At 71.5% G+C, this 18,211-nt stretch carries 20 protein-coding genes and 1 pseudogene; 11 read left to right on the forward strand and 10 right to left on the reverse strand.

Annotated features, from left to right (window positions below; all coding sequences use genetic code 11):
• Positions 1–58 precede the first annotated feature (58 nt).
• Positions 59–277: pseudogene (locus ADK36_RS24030) on the reverse strand (cytochrome P450); the annotation flags it as partial.
• A gap of 68 nt (positions 278–345) precedes the next feature.
• Positions 346–996, reverse strand: coding sequence for a TetR/AcrR family transcriptional regulator (locus tag ADK36_RS24035; RefSeq protein WP_053199020.1), 651 nt, complete (start codon positions 994–996; stop codon positions 346–348).
• A gap of 115 nt (positions 997–1,111) precedes the next feature.
• Here ADK36_RS24035 and ADK36_RS24040 point away from each other — a divergent pair, with 115 nt between their 5' ends.
• The 5 genes from ADK36_RS24040 to ADK36_RS24060 all read left to right on the forward strand — a co-directional run bounded on the left by ADK36_RS24040 (position 1,112) and on the right by ADK36_RS24060 (position 5,642).
• The gene (locus ADK36_RS24040; RefSeq protein ID WP_234329858.1) at positions 1,112–1,825 is read left to right on the forward strand and encodes a sensor domain-containing protein; all 714 of its coding nucleotides are present in this window, start codon (positions 1,112–1,114) and stop codon (positions 1,823–1,825) included.
• Positions 1,822–2,508: a response regulator transcription factor gene (locus ADK36_RS24045; protein ID WP_048583834.1), complete on the forward strand. Its 687-nt coding sequence runs from the start codon at positions 1,822–1,824 to the stop codon at positions 2,506–2,508. Before ADK36_RS24040 ends, ADK36_RS24045 begins: the two co-directional genes overlap by 4 nt.
• Before the next feature lie 74 nt (positions 2,509–2,582).
• A complete protein-coding gene (ligD, locus tag ADK36_RS24050; RefSeq protein ID WP_048583835.1) occupies positions 2,583–3,563 on the forward strand; it encodes a non-homologous end-joining DNA ligase in 981 nt (326 codons plus the stop codon).
• A 143-nt stretch (positions 3,564–3,706) separates the two neighbouring features.
• Positions 3,707–4,483, forward strand: a complete 777-nt coding sequence (locus tag ADK36_RS24055) for an NPP1 family protein (RefSeq protein ID WP_048583836.1) — start codon at positions 3,707–3,709, stop codon at positions 4,481–4,483.
• Between the two features lie 100 nt (positions 4,484–4,583).
• Positions 4,584–5,642, forward strand: a complete 1,059-nt coding sequence (locus ADK36_RS24060; RefSeq protein WP_048583837.1) for a questin oxidase family protein — start codon at positions 4,584–4,586, stop codon at positions 5,640–5,642.
• On the opposite strand, the gene ADK36_RS24065 is transcribed toward ADK36_RS24060, so the two are convergent.
• Positions 5,623–6,630 carry a DUF5937 family protein gene (locus ADK36_RS24065; protein WP_048583854.1) on the reverse strand — a complete coding sequence of 336 codons (1,008 nt, stop codon included), beginning with the start codon at positions 6,628–6,630 and terminating at the stop codon, positions 5,623–5,625. The genes ADK36_RS24060 and ADK36_RS24065 overlap by 20 nt on opposite strands.
• Positions 6,631–6,768: 138 nt before the next feature.
• Here ADK36_RS24065 and ADK36_RS24070 point away from each other — a divergent pair, with 138 nt between their 5' ends.
• Complete coding sequence (locus ADK36_RS24070; RefSeq protein WP_234329859.1) at positions 6,769–7,995, forward strand: MFS transporter; 1,227 nt, start codon at positions 6,769–6,771, stop codon at positions 7,993–7,995.
• 17 nt (positions 7,996–8,012) lie between these two features.
• The gene (gene hemC / locus ADK36_RS24075; protein WP_048583856.1) at positions 8,013–8,948 is read left to right on the forward strand and encodes a hydroxymethylbilane synthase; all 936 of its coding nucleotides are present in this window, start codon (positions 8,013–8,015) and stop codon (positions 8,946–8,948) included.
• A gap of 28 nt (positions 8,949–8,976) precedes the next feature.
• On the opposite strand, the gene ADK36_RS24080 is transcribed toward hemC, so the two are convergent.
• The 4 genes from ADK36_RS24080 to ADK36_RS24095 all read right to left on the reverse strand — a co-directional run bounded on the left by ADK36_RS24080 (position 8,977) and on the right by ADK36_RS24095 (position 11,807).
• Positions 8,977–9,498 carry a hypothetical protein gene (locus ADK36_RS24080; RefSeq protein ID WP_048583838.1) on the reverse strand — a complete coding sequence of 174 codons (522 nt, stop codon included), beginning with the start codon at positions 9,496–9,498 and terminating at the stop codon, positions 8,977–8,979.
• 188 nt (positions 9,499–9,686) lie between these two features.
• Positions 9,687–10,547, reverse strand: coding sequence for an ABC transporter permease (locus ADK36_RS24085; protein WP_053199014.1), 861 nt, complete (start codon positions 10,545–10,547; stop codon positions 9,687–9,689).
• On the reverse strand, positions 10,507–11,355 hold the full coding sequence (locus ADK36_RS24090) for an ABC transporter ATP-binding protein (RefSeq protein WP_053199016.1): 849 nt from the start codon (positions 11,353–11,355) through the stop codon (positions 10,507–10,509). Before ADK36_RS24090 ends, ADK36_RS24085 begins: the two co-directional genes overlap by 41 nt.
• A gap of 2 nt (positions 11,356–11,357) precedes the next feature.
• Positions 11,358–11,807, reverse strand: coding sequence for a MarR family winged helix-turn-helix transcriptional regulator (locus ADK36_RS24095; protein WP_048583841.1), 450 nt, complete (start codon positions 11,805–11,807; stop codon positions 11,358–11,360).
• A 283-nt stretch (positions 11,808–12,090) separates the two neighbouring features.
• On the opposite strand from ADK36_RS24095, the gene ADK36_RS24100 reads away from it, so the two are divergent.
• Positions 12,091–12,879 carry a SigB/SigF/SigG family RNA polymerase sigma factor gene (locus ADK36_RS24100; protein WP_048583842.1) on the forward strand — a complete coding sequence of 263 codons (789 nt, stop codon included), beginning with the start codon at positions 12,091–12,093 and terminating at the stop codon, positions 12,877–12,879.
• A gap of 41 nt (positions 12,880–12,920) precedes the next feature.
• Here the strand turns inward: ADK36_RS24100 and ADK36_RS24105 are convergent, their stop codons facing one another.
• Positions 12,921–13,253, reverse strand: a complete 333-nt coding sequence (locus ADK36_RS24105; RefSeq protein WP_048583843.1) for an ANTAR domain-containing protein — start codon at positions 13,251–13,253, stop codon at positions 12,921–12,923.
• Positions 13,254–13,422: 169 nt separating this feature from the next.
• Here ADK36_RS24105 and ADK36_RS24110 point away from each other — a divergent pair, with 169 nt between their 5' ends.
• Positions 13,423–14,226 carry a VOC family protein gene (locus ADK36_RS24110; protein ID WP_048583844.1) on the forward strand — a complete coding sequence of 268 codons (804 nt, stop codon included), beginning with the start codon at positions 13,423–13,425 and terminating at the stop codon, positions 14,224–14,226.
• Positions 14,227–14,230: 4 nt separating this feature from the next.
• Here ADK36_RS24110 and glgX read toward each other — a convergent pair whose 3' ends face one another.
• Both glgX and ADK36_RS24120 read right to left on the reverse strand, forming a co-directional pair.
• A complete protein-coding gene (gene glgX / locus ADK36_RS24115) occupies positions 14,231–16,387 on the reverse strand; it encodes a glycogen debranching protein GlgX (protein WP_048583845.1) in 2,157 nt (718 codons plus the stop codon).
• Positions 16,384–16,896 carry a hypothetical protein gene (locus ADK36_RS24120; RefSeq protein ID WP_048583846.1) on the reverse strand — a complete coding sequence of 171 codons (513 nt, stop codon included), beginning with the start codon at positions 16,894–16,896 and terminating at the stop codon, positions 16,384–16,386. The genes glgX and ADK36_RS24120 overlap by 4 nt, the downstream gene beginning before the upstream one ends.
• Before the next feature lie 296 nt (positions 16,897–17,192).
• Between ADK36_RS24120 and ADK36_RS24125 the strand changes: the two genes are divergently transcribed.
• Together ADK36_RS24125 and ADK36_RS24130 are read left to right on the forward strand one after the other, a co-directional pair.
• Positions 17,193–17,498, forward strand: coding sequence for a DUF5133 domain-containing protein (locus tag ADK36_RS24125; protein ID WP_030053390.1), 306 nt, complete (start codon positions 17,193–17,195; stop codon positions 17,496–17,498).
• 71 nt (positions 17,499–17,569) lie between these two features.
• Positions 17,570–18,211: maltotransferase domain-containing protein (locus ADK36_RS24130; RefSeq protein WP_159391189.1), on the forward strand; the 642-nt coding region annotated here is incomplete at its 3' end.

Raw genomic sequence — 18,211 nt, forward strand, 5'->3', positions numbered from 1 at the left:
GGTCGGATTCCCTTCTTCACGCACGGGGTGTGGTTCGTTGGCGGATGTCGCGGAGCTGTCACCAGGAGACGGGCAGTTCGTGGACGCCGTAGATGAACGCGTCGGTCTTGAAGCGGACGTCCTCCATCGGGGCGGCCGGCCTCAGCGTCGGGATGCGCTTGTAGAGGGTGCCGTAGACGACCTGGAGTTCCATGCGGGCCAGCGGCTGGCCCAGACACTGGTGGACGCCGAAACCGAAGGCGACGTGGTGGCGGGCGTCGCGGGTGAGGTCGAGGCGGCAACAGCCTTGGCCCAGAGTCGATTTCACCGTCGTACTCCTTGTGTCGTCAGCCTGCTGCGGTGGCGTCAGCGGCCCGGCGTGACGGGTGCCAGCCACATGCCGACGACGGCGTCGGTGAGGCCCGTGGCGGCGTCGTCCCAGGTGGACCGTGGGGTGGGGGTGTGCTCGGCGAGGGCGCGCTCGCGCTCGGCGGCGACGTGGACGATGAGGTGGCGGACCATCTCACCGCGTTCGGCGCTCACCTCGGGCGGGAGGTCGGACAGGCGCCGGTTCAGGCCCTCGATGATCTTCTGGAGGGACGGGGCGGCGAGGGCCTCCTCGACCATGATCCGGTGCAGTGCCGGGTCGGCGACGACCTGGGCGCAGAACCGGGCGTACCAGGTGGGGCTGCCGAGTGCGGCGAGGTGTTCGAGGGCGGGACGGACCAGGCAGTCCACCCAGCCGCGCACGTCGTCGGGGTCCGTCAGGTCGGCGACCAGGCGGGCACGGATCTCCTCGATGCGGGTGGCGTGCTTGCGCACGATGGCGCGGACCAGGTCGGCCTTGGTGCCGAAGTGGTAGCCGACGGCGGTGTTGTTGCCCTGGCCCGCGGCCTCGCTGACCTGACGGTTGGAGACCGAGTGGACGCCGTGTTCGGCGAAGAGCCGCTCGGCGGCCGTCAGGAGGAGCTCCCGGGTCGCGCTGGCCTGTTCCTCTCGCAGCGTCCTGCCTGCCACCATGATCACCGCCGCACCGGGACTTCACCGAGCACCGCGACGGCCAGTCCCTCGAGCCGCCCGCGGGTTCACAGACCTACAATCTAAGTCAATTGATTTAAAGAAGTGGTGAACGGTGAACACGGTCAAGCGGGCTACACCTGCGCCCCGGGTGCCCGCGCCCCCGCGCGCCGCGCCCGGCTCGCCAGGCGTGCAGGGCATGCGGGCGACGATGCGGCAGGCCGGACGCGTGACGGTCCGTCTGACGGTGGCCGCCGCGATGGCCTTCGGGATGTACCTCTTCGTCACCGTGCTGCTGATCACCGCCATCGGGACGGTCGCGGTGGTCGGCACCTGGCTGCTGCCCGAGACGGTGCTCCTCGTCCGGCGGATCGCGGGGGCGAAGCGACGGCTGACCACCGCTTGGACGGGGCGGGAGATCCCCGAGGCGTACCAGGCCATCGAGGGGCCGCTGACGCAGCGGCTGCGGACGGCGGTGCGCGACCCCGGCACGGCACGGCGGTGCGGACGAGCGGAGCGCTACGGGGGAGGGCGGTTCGGGCCTGCTCGGGGCCCGGCGCCGGGTCGCCGCGCTCGGCGGCGCCGTACGGGTGTCCAGCCCGGCCGGGGGGCCGACGGTGATCGAGGTGGAGCTGCCGTGCGTGTGGTGAGCCCGCGGCCGTCCGGGGGACCGGCACGGGCTCTCCTGCTCGGGGATGACACGGACGACGGCGCATACTGCGTTCCGAGTAGGCGCGATGGTCGGCAGCCGTACGACGACGTGGCGGGCCGAACCGGGCATGCTGAGCGCCGCCCCACGTTTCGGAACCGGAAGAAACACCACCCATGACCATCCGCGTACTGCTCGCCGACGACCAGGCCCTGCTGCGGGCCACCTTCCGGATCCTGATCGACTCCTGCCCGGACATGGAGGTGGTCGCCGAGGCCACCGACGGCGCCGAGGCCGTCGACCTCGCCCGGACCCACCGTCCCGACCTGGTGCTGATGGACATCCGTATGCCCGGCACCGACGGACTGACCGCCACCTCCGCGATCTGCGCCGACCCGGACCTCACCGCCGTGCGGGTGCTGATCCTCACCACGTTCGAGATCGACGAGTACGTCGCACAGGCGCTGCGGGCCGGGGCGAGCGGCTTCCTCGGCAAGGACGTCACCGCGGACGTCCTGCTCGACGGCATCCGGACCGTGGCCGCCGGTGACTCCCTGCTCTCCCCCACCGCGACCCGCACGCTGATCACGCGGTTCCTGGCCTCCCCCGCCGAGAGCTCGCAGTCTGCGGCGCCCGAGCACCTCACCGCGCTCACCGCCCGCGAACGGGAGGTCATGGCCTGGGTGGCCGAGGGCCACTCCAACGAGCAGATCGCCGAGAAGCTCTTCGTCAGCCCGCTGACCGTGCGCACCCATGTCCACCGGGCCATGACGAAGCTGGGCGCCCGTGACCGTGCCCAACTCGTCGTGATGGCCTATCAGTCGGGCCTGGTGCGGGCCGTACCGCCGCACGAGGGTCACTGACGTACCGGCCGCCGTTCAGGGGAAAACGGCGGCCGGGGTGCGTGGCGGTGGGCCGGGCCGTCGACAACTGACCCGTGAGCCTGCCGCTGATCCCTCCCATGCTCGCCACGCCCGGCACCCTGCCGCCCGCAGCGCAGGACGCGCGCTGGGCCTACGAGACCAAGCAGGACGGCCAGCGCGCGGTGGTCTATCTCGAAGGGGACGGCACCCTGCTGCTGCGTGCCCGTTCCGGGGAGGACATCACGGCCGCCTATCCCGAACTGTGGCCGCTGCGCGACGCGCTCGGCGCCATGCCCGCCGTACTGGACGGGGAGATCCTCGCGCTGGACGACGAGGGGCGCGCCGACTTCCAGTTGCTCCAGTCCCGGATGGGTCTGGCGCACGCCCCGGCGCGGGCCGCTCGGATGGCCGCCCGGACTCCCGTGCATCTGGTGCTGTTCGACGTACTGCACCTGGCGGGCCACTCCCTCCTGAAGACCCCCTATGCCCGGCGGCGCGGACGGCTGGAGGAGTTGGGCCTGGGCGGACCGTTCTGGTCGACACCGGCCGCCCTGGTCGGACATGGCGCCGAGGCGCTGCGCGCCACCCGCGAGCACGGCCTGGAGGGGCTGGTGTGCAAGCGGCTGGACTCGGTGTACGAGCCCGGGGTGCGCTCCCGCACCTGGATCAAGATCCGCAACATGCGCAGTGAGGACGTGATCGTCGGCGGCTGGCTGCCCGGCAGGGGACGCCTCACCGGCCTGCCGGGCGCGCTGCTCGTCGGGCAGTACGCGGCGGGGCGGCGGCTGCGCTACGTCGGCGGTGTGGGCACCGGCTGGAGCGCGGCCGAACGGACCCGGCTGGCCGAACTGTTGCGGGCCGCCGCGAGCGACGTGTGCCCCTTCGATCCCGCGCCTCGGGTCGCGGGCGCGCACTGGGTGCTGCCCCGGATGGTCGGCGAGGTCCGCTACAGCGTCCGCACCCGGTCCGGCATGCTGCGCCAGCCGTCCTGGCTGCGCCTCAGGCCCGACCTCGCACCCGAGGACTCGGCGGCCTACCTTCCCGACGGCAGCTGACACACAGGCTGAGCGGCAAGTCTTGCCCTGTCCTTCATCTTTGGTACGTCCGTGGCTCTTGGCGCGTAAGTGAAAACCGGGGATCCTGAACTGCCTTTCCCCCCACAGCCGTTGGGCTGCGCCCGGACCCCCGAGGAGACGCAGTGTCGTCACAGACCTTCCGCACGCACCGCAGGAGGTGGCTCACCGGTCTGACCGGTGCCGCCGCGCTCGTCATGGCCTTCCCCAGCGTCGCCTTCGCCGCCCCGCCCGCGGCGCTCCCGGCCAACGCCGAGGCGGCCGAGAGGACGTACCAGCCCGCCTTCGACTACGACACCGACGGCTGCTACGCCACCCCGGCCATCGGCCCGGACGGGACCGTCAACGGCGGCCTCAACCCGACCGGTTCGCTCAGCGGCGACTGCCGTGACGCGTCCGACCTCGACAACACCAACGGCTACTCACGCTACAAGTGCAACAACGGCTGGTGCGCCTACATGTACGGCCTGTACTTCGAGAAGGACCAGGCGGTCGCGGGCAGCAGCATCGGCGGGCACCGGCACGACTGGGAGCACGCCGTGGTGTGGGTGCAGAACAACGCGGTGCGGTACGTCTCGACGTCCAACCACGGCTCGTTCACGATCAGCCCCGCGTCCTCCGTGCGCTTCGACGGTACCCACGCCAAGATCGTGTACCACAAGGACGGCGTCCGCACGCACTGCTTCCGCCTCGCCAACTCCAACGACGAGCCGCCGGAGAACCACAAGGGCACCTGGCAGTACCCGCCGCTCGTCGGCTGGAACGGCTACCCGTCGGGGGTGCGCGACAAGCTGGTCGCGTACAACTTCGGCAGCGCCAACTTCGGCCTGAAGGACGCCAACTTCGCGAACCACCTGGCGTCGGCGAAGCCGTCCGGCATCGCGTTCGACCCGAACGCCTGAGCCGGCGACATCATCGGGCGCGGGTCCTAGGACCCGGGCACCCGCGGATTCCGTCCCGCGCCCGATCCCGGCCCGCCGCCGGACGCATAGCGTCACGCTCATGGACACCAGCGACACGAGCGGTACGAGTGAGACGAGCGAGACGAACAAGCCGACCGACACGAGCGGGCGGCTCGAGGAAGCCCTGGACCGCCTGCACGCCTGCGGCCCGGAACGGGACGGCTGGCTCTCCAACCACGCCCCCATGGTCGTGGAGGCGCTCGCCGCGCACGGTCAGGGCGAGCGGGTGCACCACTGGCTGGATCTCTACCGCGACAAGCTGGAGGACTTCCCCGACCGCGTGGCCCCCGTCACCGACGACAACTGGGCCTCGGCGCTGGGCGATCCGCGCCGCATCGCCGACTGGACCGATCATTTCTCCCGCGCCCTGGCCGAACGCCCCTGGCGGGACGTCCTCGCCGAGTGGTGGCCGCGTCTGCTGCCCGGCCTGGTCGGCGGCGCCACGCACACCGTCATCCGGGCCGGCCACGCCGTACGCGCCCTCGAAGCCGACGAGAACGCCCCTCGGCTCACCGAACTCGCGCACGCGCTCGGCTACTGGGCGGCACGGCACCAACCCGTCACCGGCGTCGCCGCCCTGCCGGGCGCACGGACGGCCACCGAGTCCCTGGACGCCGTACCCGCGATCGAGCCGGGGCACCTGGGATTCCGCGACCGGTTGGCCGCCCTGCGCCGACTGCCCGCATGGGCCGAGGAGGTCACCGACCCGGACACCGCGCGTGACCGCCTCACCGAGCTCGTCCGTGCCGCGACCCACCGCTACGCCACCCACGGCCACGGCGAGCCGACCATGCTGGTGCACGCGGCGACCGCCCCCAACGCCGTGCTGCGGACGCTCGATTCGCTGCCGCGCGAACTGTGGGCACCCAGCCTGCACGCGGCATGGACGGCGTCCGCGGCCGTCACCGCGTTGTACGCCCCCGTGAAGCCGGTGGCCGGTACGCCCGCCCGGCTCGCGCCGGAAGAGGTTTTGGAGCGCGCCCTCGCCCACGGGGACGAGCACGTCATCAAGTTCACGGACACCGCCCTGGACGTCGGCGACGAACTCGCCCTCGCGGCCGCGCTGCGGGCGGTCGAGATCAGCGAGCCACTGGTCTGACGCCGCCGTCGACGAGGGTGTCGCCGAGGGCTGTCCGCCCGTACAGCACGGAGTGGCCCTGCCGCCGGGAGTCCAGTAGGCCCGCCTCCTTGAGGACCGAGAGATGGGCCGACACGGTCGACGGGGCCAGGCCGTGCCGTCGAGCCAGCTCCGTGGTCGAGGAGGGGGCGGTGAGTCCGGCGAGGACGGCGGCGCGCTGCCGGCCGAGGAGCCGGGCGAGCGCCTCCGGCGGGCGCGGCGCCGGGGTGGTGTGCAGACGGCCCATGCCGCGGGCGGGGTAGATGACCGTCGGCTGCCAGGGCCGGGCGAAGCCGCTCACCACGTCCGGCCACACGAACACGCTCGGCATGAGCAACACACCCCTGCCGTCGGGACGTTGGGCTTCCGCGACGTTCCGGTACTCGCGCAGGGTGAGGGTGTGGCCGGCCCAGTCGACAGCGGGGTGCAGGCCGGTGAGCAGCGCGTCGAGGCCGTGGTCCGCCGCCCGGCGCGAGCGGTGCGCGATGTCCGCCTCCAGAACGGCACGATGACGGGGCCAGTCCGGGGCGAGCAGGGCGTGCCAGGCCCGTTCGGTGAGGTCGGCGAGGCGCCGTACGGTCGCGGCGGGGTCGTCGAGCACTGCGCGCCCTCGGGGCGACTCGGCGAGTCCCGGGGTGCAGGCGAGCGAGCGGGCCATCTCCGCGTGGGCCAGAGCGGGGTCGGTGGCGCGCATCCGCGCCAACTCGTCCTCGATGGCGGGGTACGGCTCCTGGGGTGGCGCGCCGAGGAAGTCCGGGGTGTAGCCGCCGACAGGCGGGACGAACAGCCACAGCGGCGCCAGGTCGAGGCCGGCGACCGTACGGCGCATGCGGCGCAGCCAGCCCCGGTGGTAGCCATGCCGGGCGGGCCGGCGGAGCATGCGCAGCGCCTCGTGGGTCTGGCACAGCGGCGAGATCGCGAACCGGCAGCGCGTGAGGTCGTCGGTGCCCAGGTGCAGGGCGAGCGGCATGGCGACCCCCGTCATGAGCAGCGATCCGCCCCCCGGACCGCAGGATTCGTCCTGGGTCGAAAGAATAGAGCGACCTGCCGCGGCCCAGCACGCTTGCCCCGACTCCCCCTGGCGAAAAGGCGATCGGAAGGCAGCGGAATGGAGAACGTACGTCGGGTGCCCGAGGCAGCTCCGGCACGCCCCGCAGCCGTGCGGCGTGCCGCCGTCGTCGCGGCCCTGATGCTCGCGGCGTTCACCTTCAACACCACCGAGAACCTGCCGGTCGGCCTGCTCACGCTCATGGCCGACGACCTGCGGGTGTCCCTCGCGGCCGTGGGCGCCCTGGTCACCGGGTACGGCCTGACCGTGGCCGTCGTGTCGCTGCCGCTCGCCCATGTCACACGGTCCGTGCCGCGCCGCCATCTGCTCGCGGGGCTGCTGGGGCTGCTCGCCGTGGGCAGTTGGGTGTCGGCGCTGGGCGGGGTGTCGTACGGGGTGCTGCTGGCGGCGCGGGTGGCGACCGCGTTGGCGCAGGCGGCGTTCTGGGCGGTGATGGGGCCGGTCGCGGTCGGCCTGTTCCCGCCCGAACGCCGGGGGCGGATCATCGGGCTGCTGTCCGTAGGTGGTTCCCTGGCCACGGTGGCCGGCGTTCCGGCCGGGACCTGGCTGGGCGGGCACACCGGCTGGCGGACGCCGTTCGCGCTGCTCGGCGTGCTGGCACTGGTCTCGCTCGTGATGATCGGCGTTCTGCTGCCGTCGTCCCGTCCTGAGGACGGCCACTCGGCGTACGGCGCGACACCGGACCGACGCGGGTTCTCCGTCGTGCTGGCCGTCACCGTCCTGTCGGTGACCGGTGCCTTCGCCGGGTTCACCTATGTCGTCGTCTTCCTCCAGCAGGTGAGCGGGTTCAGCGAGGAGGCCGTGAGTGCCGTGCTGTTGGCGTTCGGCGGGGCGGCGCTGGCAGGGGTCACGGTGGCCGGGCCGCTGCTGGACCGCTTCCCCCGTGCCACGCTGACCGTGCCCGTGGCGGCCCAGGCGGTGGCGCTCCTCGGCCTTCGCGCGGCGGGCCATGTCCCAGCGGCGGCCGTCGTCCTGGTCATGCTGCTGGGCGCGGCGGTCGCGACCACCTTCATGGCGACGCAGAGCCGGGTGCTGTCGGTGGCGCCGGGCCGCACCGAGACCGCGCTCGCGGCCAACTCGGCCGCCTACAACGTGGGCATCGCCGCCGGTGCGCTGCTCGGCGGCGCGTTGCTGCCCGCGGTCGGGGTGCGCGGGACGTTCCTGGTCGGCGGACTGCTCACGGTGGGGGCGCTGGCGGTGCTGGCGTGGGCGGGCGCCGAGGGACGGGCGGGAATAGGGCGGTACCGTGCGGGCGTGGGGTTGTGACGGTCTATCGTGTCCGCATGTCCGTCCCTGAACTGATCCGTATCGTCTCCCGTGACTCGCCCATGGCGCTCGCCCAAGTGGAGCGCGTCCGCGCCGAGTTGGCGGCCCTCCACCCCGGTGTGCGCACCGAGGTCGTGCCGGTGAAGACCACCGGCGACAAGTGGATGGGTGATCTGTCCCAGGTCGAGGGCAAGGGCGCGTTCACCAAGGAGGTGGACGCGGCGCTGCTGGCGGGCGAGGCCGATCTCGCCGTGCACTGCGTCAAGGACATCCCGGCCGACCGGCCGCTGCCCGCGGGGACGACGTTCGCCGCGTTCCTCAAGCGGGACGACATCCGGGACGCCCTGATCCACCCGGGCGGCCGCACGCTGGACGAGCTCCCGGCCGGAACCCGGATCGGCACCTCCTCGGTGCGCCGGGTCGCCCAGCTGGCCGCGACCCACCCGCACCTGGAGTGCGTGCCGTTCCGGGGCAACGCCAACCGGCGGCTGGAGAAGCTGGCGGCAGGCGAGGCGGACGCGCTGCTGCTGGCAGTGGCCGGCCTGGAGCGCATCGGCCGCCCCGACGTGATCAGCGAGGTCCTCTCCCCCGAGGTGATGATGCCGCCGATCGGCGCGGGCATCCTCGCGCTGCAGTGTCGCGAGGGCGACTCCGAGCTCATCGACGCGGTCAGCGGTCTCGGCGACCCGGACACCTACCGGGAGGCCACCGCCGAGCGCATGTTCCTGCACGTCCTCCAGGGGCACTGCAACAGCCCGATCGCCGGGTACGCGCGCGTGGACCGGGGCGGCGAGCTGTCCCTGCGGGCCTGCGTGTTCACCCCGGACGGCAAGACGCGGCTGAACGCCCACGAGTGGGCGGGCCGACTCGACCCGGCCACCCTCGGTACGTCGGTGGCGGTGGCGCTGCTGCGTCAGGGTGCTCGCGAGATCATCGACGGCATCCCGCACTGAGCCCGCCGGGCACCGATGCGTTCGCGCGTCAGGCGGTGCCCTCTTCGGCCTGCTCCCGCAGGAAGTTGCTGACCTGGAGCGCGAGGCCGTCCCGCAGGGTGGTGGCGTGAGCGCCGACGGTGGTCTCCTGGAGGCCGAGGCCGCCGGTCCACAGTCGGCGGTCGGTCCACTCCTCCTCGACGCGCAGCTGGATCTGGACGTCGACCTGGGTCAGGCTCGCCTCCGGGCCGGCGGCGTACATGACGGCGGTGGCCCGGCGCAGCGGGTAGACGTCGAAACCCTCGATGAACTGCGAGTTGCGCCAGTCGATGAACGCCGCCTCGCCGTCCCGGCCGAGCCGCACGTCGATCTGGCCGTCCTCGAGATGGACGCCGAGGTGCCGCTCGCCGCGGTTCTCGATGGTGACGCGAACCCTGAAGTACGTCAGCCCTTCGGCGGCCTCGTCCCGTCCGCGCGGCGGTTCGGCGGCTTCCAGGCAGTGGACGCGGACACGCAGACCGGCATGCTCGTCGTACTCGTGCCAGTCCCCGACCACGTTCGGCTCGTACACAATCCACCTCTCGACCCAGAGAGCTGCTTCCTATCTTTGCGCTCAGCGCACTGTCAAATGAGCAGAATGCGCTGTGGCCAGCCCATTCGCCCCCTTGATCACCGATCAAGCCGTGGGCAGGAAGAATCCGCTTACTGGTGTGCGCACCGGATTCACCTACGTGCCGCACATCACGTTCCGCACCAAGATCAGCGAGCCAGCCGGCCCAGCAGTGAGGAGGCCGCGGCGACGCCGAGTGCGGCAGCCACGAGCAGGACGGCGAAGTCGAGCGCGAGGTGGTGGGGCGTACCGAGGAGGAGGCCGCGCAGCGCGTCGACCTGATAGCTCAGCGGGTTGGCCTTACTGACCGCCTGGAGCCAGCCCGGCATCACGGACAGCGGGTAGAGGGCGTTGGAGCCGAAGAACAGCGGCATGGTGATGGCCTGGCCGAAACCCATCAGCCGGTCGCGGTTGAGGACGATACCGGCGATGGTCATCGACAGGCACGAGAAGAACACCGACCCAAGGACGACGATCGCGGCGACGCCGAGCAGTTTCAACGGGTTCCAGGTCAGCGCGACGCCGAGCAGTGCGGCGATGAGGATCACGACGACGGCTTGGACCAGGGACTTCACCCCGGCGGCGAACGCCTTGCCGGTGATCAGGGCCGAGCGCGGGGTCGGGGTGACGAGCAGCTTGTTGAGGATGCCGGCGTCGCGCTCCCAGATGATCTGGATGCCGTAGAAGATGGCGATGAACATCGCGGACTGGGCGATGATGCCGGGTGCCAGATAGTCGATGTAGGGGACGCCGTCGGTGGGGATCGCCCGGAGCCGGGTGAAGGTCTGGCCGAAGATCAGCAGCCAGAGGGCGGGTTGGACCGCCCGGGTGTACAGCTCGGTGCTGTCGTGGCGCAGCTTCTGGAGTTCCACGGCGCACATGGCCACGACGCGGGCGGGCAGCAGGCGCCAGCCGGCCCTGGGCTCGGGCGGCCGCAGCAGCAGGTCGATGCCGTCGGCGCGGTACTGGTCAGCCGACCCGGCGGGCGGTGCGGCGGGTGCTTCGGACATCGCGGAAGTCTCCTGAACTCTCGTCGAGTCCGCTGCCGGCGATGTCGCGGAAGACGTCCTCCAGCGTGGGCAGCGGGTCGGTGCCGGCCGTTCCCGCGGCACGTCGGCGGGCGCCGAGCCCCTCCCTGAGCTCGGTCGGGGTGCCGAGGGCCCGGATGCGGCCGCGGTGCATCAGGCCGACCCGGTCGCAGTACTGGTCGGCCTCGTCCATGTAGTGGGTGGTGACCAGGACCGTCATGCCGGTGGCGGCGCGGACGGCGCCGATGTGCTCCCACACGCCGGTGCGGGCGATCGGGTCGAGGCCGATGGTCGGTTCGTCGAGGATCAGCAGGCGGGGGGCGCTGACCAGGGCCTGGGCGAGTTCGAGGCGGCGGACCATGCCGCCGGAGTAGGTGCCGGCCAGCCGGTCGGCGGCGTCGGTGAGGCCGACGGCGGCCAGTGCCTGGCCGACGCGTGCGGCGCGTTCGCGGCGGGGCACGTCGAAGACGCGGGCGAACAGGGCGACGTTCTCGCGGCCGGTGAGGCTCGCGTCGGCGGACAGCTGCTGCGGGACGTAGCCGAGCAGGCGCCGTACGGCCATACGGTCGCCCGCGGCGTCGTGCCCGAAGACGCGGACCATGCCGGCGAGTACCGGCAGGAGGGTGGTCATACAGCGGATCGCCGTGGTCTTGCCTGCGCCGTTGGGGCCGAGCAGCCCGAAGACCTCGCCCTCGCGCACCGTCAGGTCGAGCCCGTCCACCGCGTTGGTCTCACCGAAGGCATAGGCCAGCCCGGTGCAGGCCACGGCCTCGGCGACGTCTGGTGTCATGGTCACTCCGCCTCCTCGCGCAGGGTGTCCGCCAGCCTGCGCAGCGCCGGGACCGCCGCGAGCAGCGCCTGACGGTCCGGCTCGTCGAGGCGGGACACCTGACGTCGTACGAGATCGGCGCGCCGCGTACGCCACTCGCTCAGCCGGGCCTCAGCCGCGGGCGTGGGCAGCAGCCGGGCGGCGCGCCGGTCGGCCGGGTCCGTCTCACGGACCAGATAGCCCTGCCGGCCCAGCTGGTTGACGAGCGTGGACACCGAGTTGCCCGCCAGCGAGAGTTCCCTGGCCGCGTCCGAGATGCCGATGCCGGGCCGGTCCACGACCAGCCGCAACAGCTCCACCTCGGCGCCGCGCAGCTGCGGGGCGGGCATGTCGCGGCGCAGTCGGCGCCGGACCAGCCGCTGGACGCCGACCAGCGCGTCGGCCAGATCCTCCGGGAAGGTGTCCTGTTCCACACATCCGAGATTACCTCTGTAGCAGAGGTAATGACTAAAGGAAGAGTCAAGGCTCATCTACGCCCGAACGGCCGACGCCGAGTCACCCCACCGTCACATGTAGTCGTATTCACGAATTTTGTTTCGGATGCACCTTCAGGGGGAATTGACCCATATGTGCTTCGGACCGGAGGCACGTCCGTGGGAGCCGGCAGGCCGAGCCCCGGAGTGTCCTCCGTATGGTCCGAATCCGCGCCTCCCACGGTGTTCGTCAACCCGGCACCTGCTGAGGAGGTGCGCACGGATGAGTGCCACCACCAGAACAAAGCACTCCCACGACGACGCCCCTGACACCGCCGCAGCGTTCGACCGGCTCGTGGGGCTCCCCGACGGGCCGGAACGCAAGGCTCTCAAGGACGATCTGGTGCGGGCCTGGTTGCCCATGGCCGAGCGGATCGCCGTCCGGTTCAAGGGACGCGGCGAGTCCCTGGAGGACCTGTACCAGGTGGCCGCCCTGGGGCTGGTGAAGGCCGTCGACCACTACGACCCGGACCGCGGTCACGCCTTCGAGGCGTACGCGGTGCCGACCATCACCGGTGAGATCAAGCGGCACTTCCGCGACCACATGTGGACGCTGCACGTGCCGCGCCGGGTCCAGGACCTGCGCAACCGGGTGCGGAGCTCCGCGAAGGAGCTGGCGCAGCTGACCCCGGGGCGCCCGCCCACCGTCGCCGAGATCGCCGACCACGCGCATCTGAGCGAGGCCGAGGTACGCACCGGGATGGAAGCCCTGGAGTGCTTCTCCGCGCTGTCGCTGGAGGCGGAGATGCCCGGCACGGACGGATACGCGCTGGGGGACGCGATCGGCGGCCCGGATCCGGCGTTCGACGTGGTCGTCGACCGGGTGACCGTCAAACCGTGCCTGCAACGGCTTCCGGAGCGGGAGCGGACCATCCTCTATCTCCGCTTCTTCGGCGGGATGACCCAGAGCCGCATCGCGCAGCAGCTGGGTATCTCGCAGATGCATGTCTCCCGGCTGCTGAGCGGTTGCTTCGCGCACCTGCGGGAGGAAATGCTCGCCGAGGTCCGCTGACCGGAAGGAGTGAGTCACGGGGTACCCGGCACCCTGATGACTCACTCCTGGGCCGATCCCGGAATCTGCGTCGGGCCGTGACGTTCGAGGGCGTCTTCCAGTTCGCCGCGGATCTCGGGCGGCATCTTCCCGTCCCGGCCCCAGGTGAGGATCAGTTGGGCCACCTGGCGGAGCTTGATGTTGGTGTGCTGGGAGACGTCCTTCAGCACGGCCCACCCCTGGTCGGGTGACACCCGGCCGAGCGCCACGACCATGCCGATCGCCTGGTCCACGACTGCGTGTGAGACCACCGCCTCCTTGAGCTGTGCGACCTCCTCCTCCAGTTCGAGGATTCGGTCGGTCCCGTCGGCGGGCTCGTGCGGTACGTGTGCCACGCCTCCATCCTCGTCGCTCCGACGGCCGCATGCCAGTGAGGCGGACGGGCGGCACCGCGGCCGTTTCGGCGCCCCGCCGGGGGTACTCGACAGGACCCGGAGCGGATCCGGCTGGACACTGGGAGCAGACCGGTGGCCGCCGGTCGGGCGAGACCAGGACGCGACTGCCATGAATCACGATGCGAGAAGTCCCCGGAGCACGGCCGAGGTCGTGTCCACACACTCCGTGTTCGGCGCACCCTGCTGGGTGAGCCTGACCAGCCGCGATCTCGAGGCCACCCAGGAGTTCTACACAGCGGTGCTGGGCTGGCGCTGGCGGCCGGCCAAGCTGGGCGAGCGTTTCCGGATCGCGCTGGCGCAGAGCGTGCCGGTGGCCGGGATCGGAGCGGTCGCCTCGATGTGGCAGATGGCCGTGGCCTGGACCCCGTACTTCGCCGTGCCCAGCGCCGACGAGGCCGTCGCACGGGTACAGGAACGCGGCGGTACGGCGGCGGTCGGGCCGCTCTCGCTGCCGCCCGGGCGGGCGGCGCTGCTGGCCGACCGGGACGGTGCGACCTTCGGGGTCTGGGAGGGCGAGCTCATCTCCAACTGGGAGACCTGGCGCCGCGCCGCGCCGGCCTTCATCCGCCTCCACACCCGCGACGCGTTCGACGCCGCGATGTTCTACGGCGAGGTCCTTGACTGGGCGACCGAGCGGCCCGGCTGCTGCGAGGTCCGCTACGAGGGCGGCGAGGTCGTGCTGCGCAGTGGGGGCGATGTCGTGGCGCGGATCGAGTCAGGGGCGCTGGAGGCTGCGCCGGACCCGACGATTCGGCCGCACTGGCAGGTTCACTTCGCGGTGTCGGACGTGGCGGAGTGTGCGCGGGCGGCGGAGCTGCACGGGGGGAGCGTGTTGTCGAAGGTGAGCGACGAGGCTGTGCTGCGGGATCCCGACGGGGCGCAGTTCACGGTGACGTCGCGTCGGGGGCGGTAGCGGTTCACCGCGCCCCTTGAGCCCGTTGTCGCGAGGGCCTGGACAGGAGCCGTAGGCTGCGGCGCTCTACCAGGACCGCGGTTGACGCCTTGTACTCCGACTCGTCGGGCGGGCCCTGGGGTTCGGCCGTGTCGATCAAGGGCGTCCAGCGTTCGCCGAACGGGGCGTCCGGCAGACGGAACTCCACCGGCTCCCAGTAGCTGTTGAGCAGGAGCAGGAAGGAGTCGTCCACGACGGGCTGCCCGCACCCGTCGGGTTCGGCGATGGCGTCGCCGTTGAGGAAGACGGCGACGGAGTGTGCGTCGGGGCGCTGCCAGTCGTCGTCGGTCATCTCGCGGCCGTCGGGCAGGAGCCAGACCAGGTCGGGCAGGGGCTGGTCCGGGTGGGTCGCGGTCTCGCCACGGAAGAAGCGGCGGCGGCGCAGGACGGGGTGAGCAGCGCGCAGCCCGATGACGTAACGGGTGAAGTCGGCGAGTGCGCGCTGCTCGTCGGTGAGCCCCCAGTCGATCCAGGAGACCTCGTTGTCCTGGCAGTAGGCGTTGTTGTTGCCGCCCTGCGTGCGGCCGAGTTCGTCGCCGTGGCCGAGCATGGGGATGCCCTGCGACAGCAGCAGTGTGGCCAGGAAGTTGCGCTGCTGACGGGCGCGCAGCCGGCGGACGGCCGGGTCGCTGGTCTCGCCCTCGACGCCGCAGTTCCAGGAGCGGTTGTGGCTCTCGCCGTCCCGGTTGCCCTCGCCGTTGGCCTCGTTGTGCTTGTCGTTGTAGGAGACGAGGTCGCGCAGGGTGAAACCGTCGTGCGCGGTGACGAAGTTGACGCTGGCGCGCGGGCGGCGCCGGCTGTGCGCGTACAGGTCGGAGGAGCCGGTCAGCCGGGAGGCGAACTCGCCGAGCGAACCGGGCTCGCCGCGCCAGAAGTCCCGTACGGCGTCCCGGTACTTGCCGTTCCACTCCGACCACAGCGGCGGGAAGTTGCCCACCTGGTAGCCGCCCTCGCCGACGTCCCACGGCTCGGCGATCAGCTTGACCCTGCTGATCACCGGGTCCTGCTGGATCAGGTCGAAGAACGCCGAGAGGCGGTCCACCTCGTGGAACTGCCGGGCCAGGGTGGCAGCGAGGTCGAAGCGGAAGCCGTCGACGTGCATGTCGGTGACCCAGTAGCGCAGCGAGTCCATGATCAGCTGGAGGACGTAGGGGTGGCGCATCAGCAGGCTGTTGCCGGTGCCGGTGGTGTCGTAGTAGTGCGCCCAGTCGCCGTCCACCAGGCGGTAGTACGAGGCGTTGTCGATGCCGCGGAAGGAGAGGGTCGGCCCCCGCTCGTTGCCCTCGGCGGTGTGGTTGTAGACGACGTCCAGGATCACTTCGAGGCCGGCCGCGTGCAGCGCCTTCACCATCGACTTGAACTCGTTGACCTGCTGGCCTCGGGTGCCCTGGGCGGCGTACGCGTTGTGCGGCGCGAAGAAGCCGATCGTGTTGTAGCCCCAGTAGTTGGACAGGCCCCGGTCGAGGAGCACGCCGTCCTGGACGTACTGGTGCACCGGCATCAGCTCGACGGCCGTCACACCGAGGGCGGTGAGGTGCTCGATGATCGCCGGGTGCGCGAGTCCGGCGTAGGTGCCGCGCAGGTCCGGGGGGATGTCGGGGTGGGTGCGGGTGAGGCCGCGTACATGCGCCTCGTAGATGACGGTGTCGGCGTACGGCCGGCTGGGCGGACGGTCGTCACCCCAGTCGAAGTACGGCTCGGTGACCACGCCGAGCATGGTGTGCCCGGCGCTGTCGGCCGGGGCCGGGGCGCCCGGGGTGCGCTCGAAGAGGGAGGCGTGGTTGTCGAACCGGCCGTCCACCGCCCGGCTGTACGGGTCGAGCAGCAGCTTCGCCGGGTTGCAGCGGTGGCCGAGGCCCGGGTCCCAGGGGCCGTGCACCCGGTAGCCGTAGCGCTGGCCGGGGCCGACGCCGGGCACATAGCCGTGCCAGACGAAACCGTCGACCTCGTTCAACGGAACGACGGTGTGCCGGTCCCGGTCGTCGACGAGGACGAGTTCGACGCGTTCGGCGACCTCGCTGAACAGGGCGAAGTTGGTGCCCCGCCCGTCGAAGGCGGCTCCCAACGGGTAGGGGTGCCCGCTCCACGCGAGCACCCCTTTGCTGCGCTTTCGCGCCGTCACCGGGCCTCCTCCAGCACGTCGTCCCGGGTGCCCGCGGCATCGGCGATGGTCGTGACGGGCACCTCGCGGGGCACCTGCAGCGCCTCCCGGAGGTTGGGCGCGGGTGCCGCGGGCACCAGCGGGGCACGTTCGCCGGCGCGGGCGCGCTGCGAGAACCAGATGACCTTGCTGCCGGTCTCGGTGGCGCAACAGCCCCAGCCGTCGCTCATCGCGGCGAGGCGCTGGAGGCAGTCGCGCAGTTCGTGGTCCGGGCGCAGGGCGCGGTCGTTGTCGCCGATGGCGGTGATGAGGTGGTGACGGTTCCACCACATCTCGATCGAGATGTTCTTGTCCGTCGCGTGCTCGTCGATGGCCCGCAGCAGCATCTCCGTGCTGTGACAGACGGGCTCGACAAGTGTCTCCAGGTACCAGTACCTGAGGTGAGCGGCCAGAATTCGGCTGACCTGCCCCACTCGTTCGGGGCTGACTTCCACGTCGAGGTGGTAGTAGCAGGGCACTGCGGTCTTCACCGTCGTTACCTCCTCACCGCGAATGCTCCCGCTCTCCTCGCCCCTGCGGGACGGGCCCCGAGCACGGAGCGTGAGCGCCGATCGCTTCTGAGTCACTTCAGGGTGAGGGCGGTACGCCATTCGTGCAACAGGAGCACACTCCTGAGGTAGTTGAAGATCCAACAGGACGCTGCGTCGCCGAGCATGCACCATGTGTGAAGACCACGATGCCCGTAACGGAACCCGTGCGTGTGCGCGCACGGGTTTCCGCCCGACGGTCGGGAGACGGTCATCGAGCCCGGAAGGTGAACGGCGCCATGCTGCTACCGGCAAAAGCCGAGGTCGCCCGGCATCTGCGGCGATACAGGGCATGGGAGCGCGCCATGCTCGCGGCCCCGGCCGACCTCACGGTCCGTGCCACCTTCGAGGACCACGGCTACACCCTCTGCGTGCTGATGGGAAAGCGTTGCGCACGCGAGGCCGCGGACGCGGCCGAACGCTATCTGCGTATCACCCCGGCCGCCTATCTCCGCGAACAGGACGAACGGCCCCGCGCGGCGAGCATCTCCGCACGACGAGGCCCACCCGGAACACGGCGGTGGAGTTTCCACGCGGGGAGGTGAACAGCTTCCCGCACAGGTTGGATCCCCCGGCCGGGCCTTGTGCCCGGCCTCGAGCACGGTGGAGGTGAACCATGGGCAGGACCAAGAGCAGGACCGGTGCCGGCACCGGGGCCATCGGCCGCATCCCGGTACGGGACGTGCGGCCGGCCGTGGAGTGCGGCAGGCATCCGGCGAAGGCGGTCGCGGGAGAGACCTTCGAGGTCACCGCCACCGTGTTCCGCGAGGGTCATGACGCCGTGGCCGCCAACGTCGTGCTGACCGACCCCGACGGCCGTCCGGGCCCCTGGACGCCGATGCACGAACTCGCCCCGGGCACCGACCGCTGGGGCGCCAAGGTGACACCGTCGGCGGTGGGCCGCTGGACGTTCCATGTGGAGGCCTGGAGCGATCCGGTGGCCACCTGGCGGCACCACGCCCGGATCAAGATCCCGGCCGGAATCGATGTCGGGCTGGTCCTGGAGACGGGCGGCGAGCTGTACGAGCGCGCGGCGGCCGGGGTGCCCGACGAGGCGCAGCGGGCGACCGTGCAGGCCGCCGCCGACGCGCTGCGGGACGACTCGCTCCCGCCCGAGTCACGGCTGGCGGCGGCGTTCGCGGCGAACGTGGACGCGGTCCTGGGCCGGTATCCGCTGCGGGATCTGGTGACGGCGTCGGATCCGCTGCCGCTGCTGGTGGAGCGGGAGCGGGCGCTGTACGGCTCCTGGTACGAGTTC

It is taken from the genome of Streptomyces viridochromogenes, assembly GCF_001270495.1.
Taxonomy (GTDB): Bacteria; Actinomycetota; Actinomycetes; order Streptomycetales; family Streptomycetaceae; genus Streptomyces; species Streptomyces viridochromogenes_A.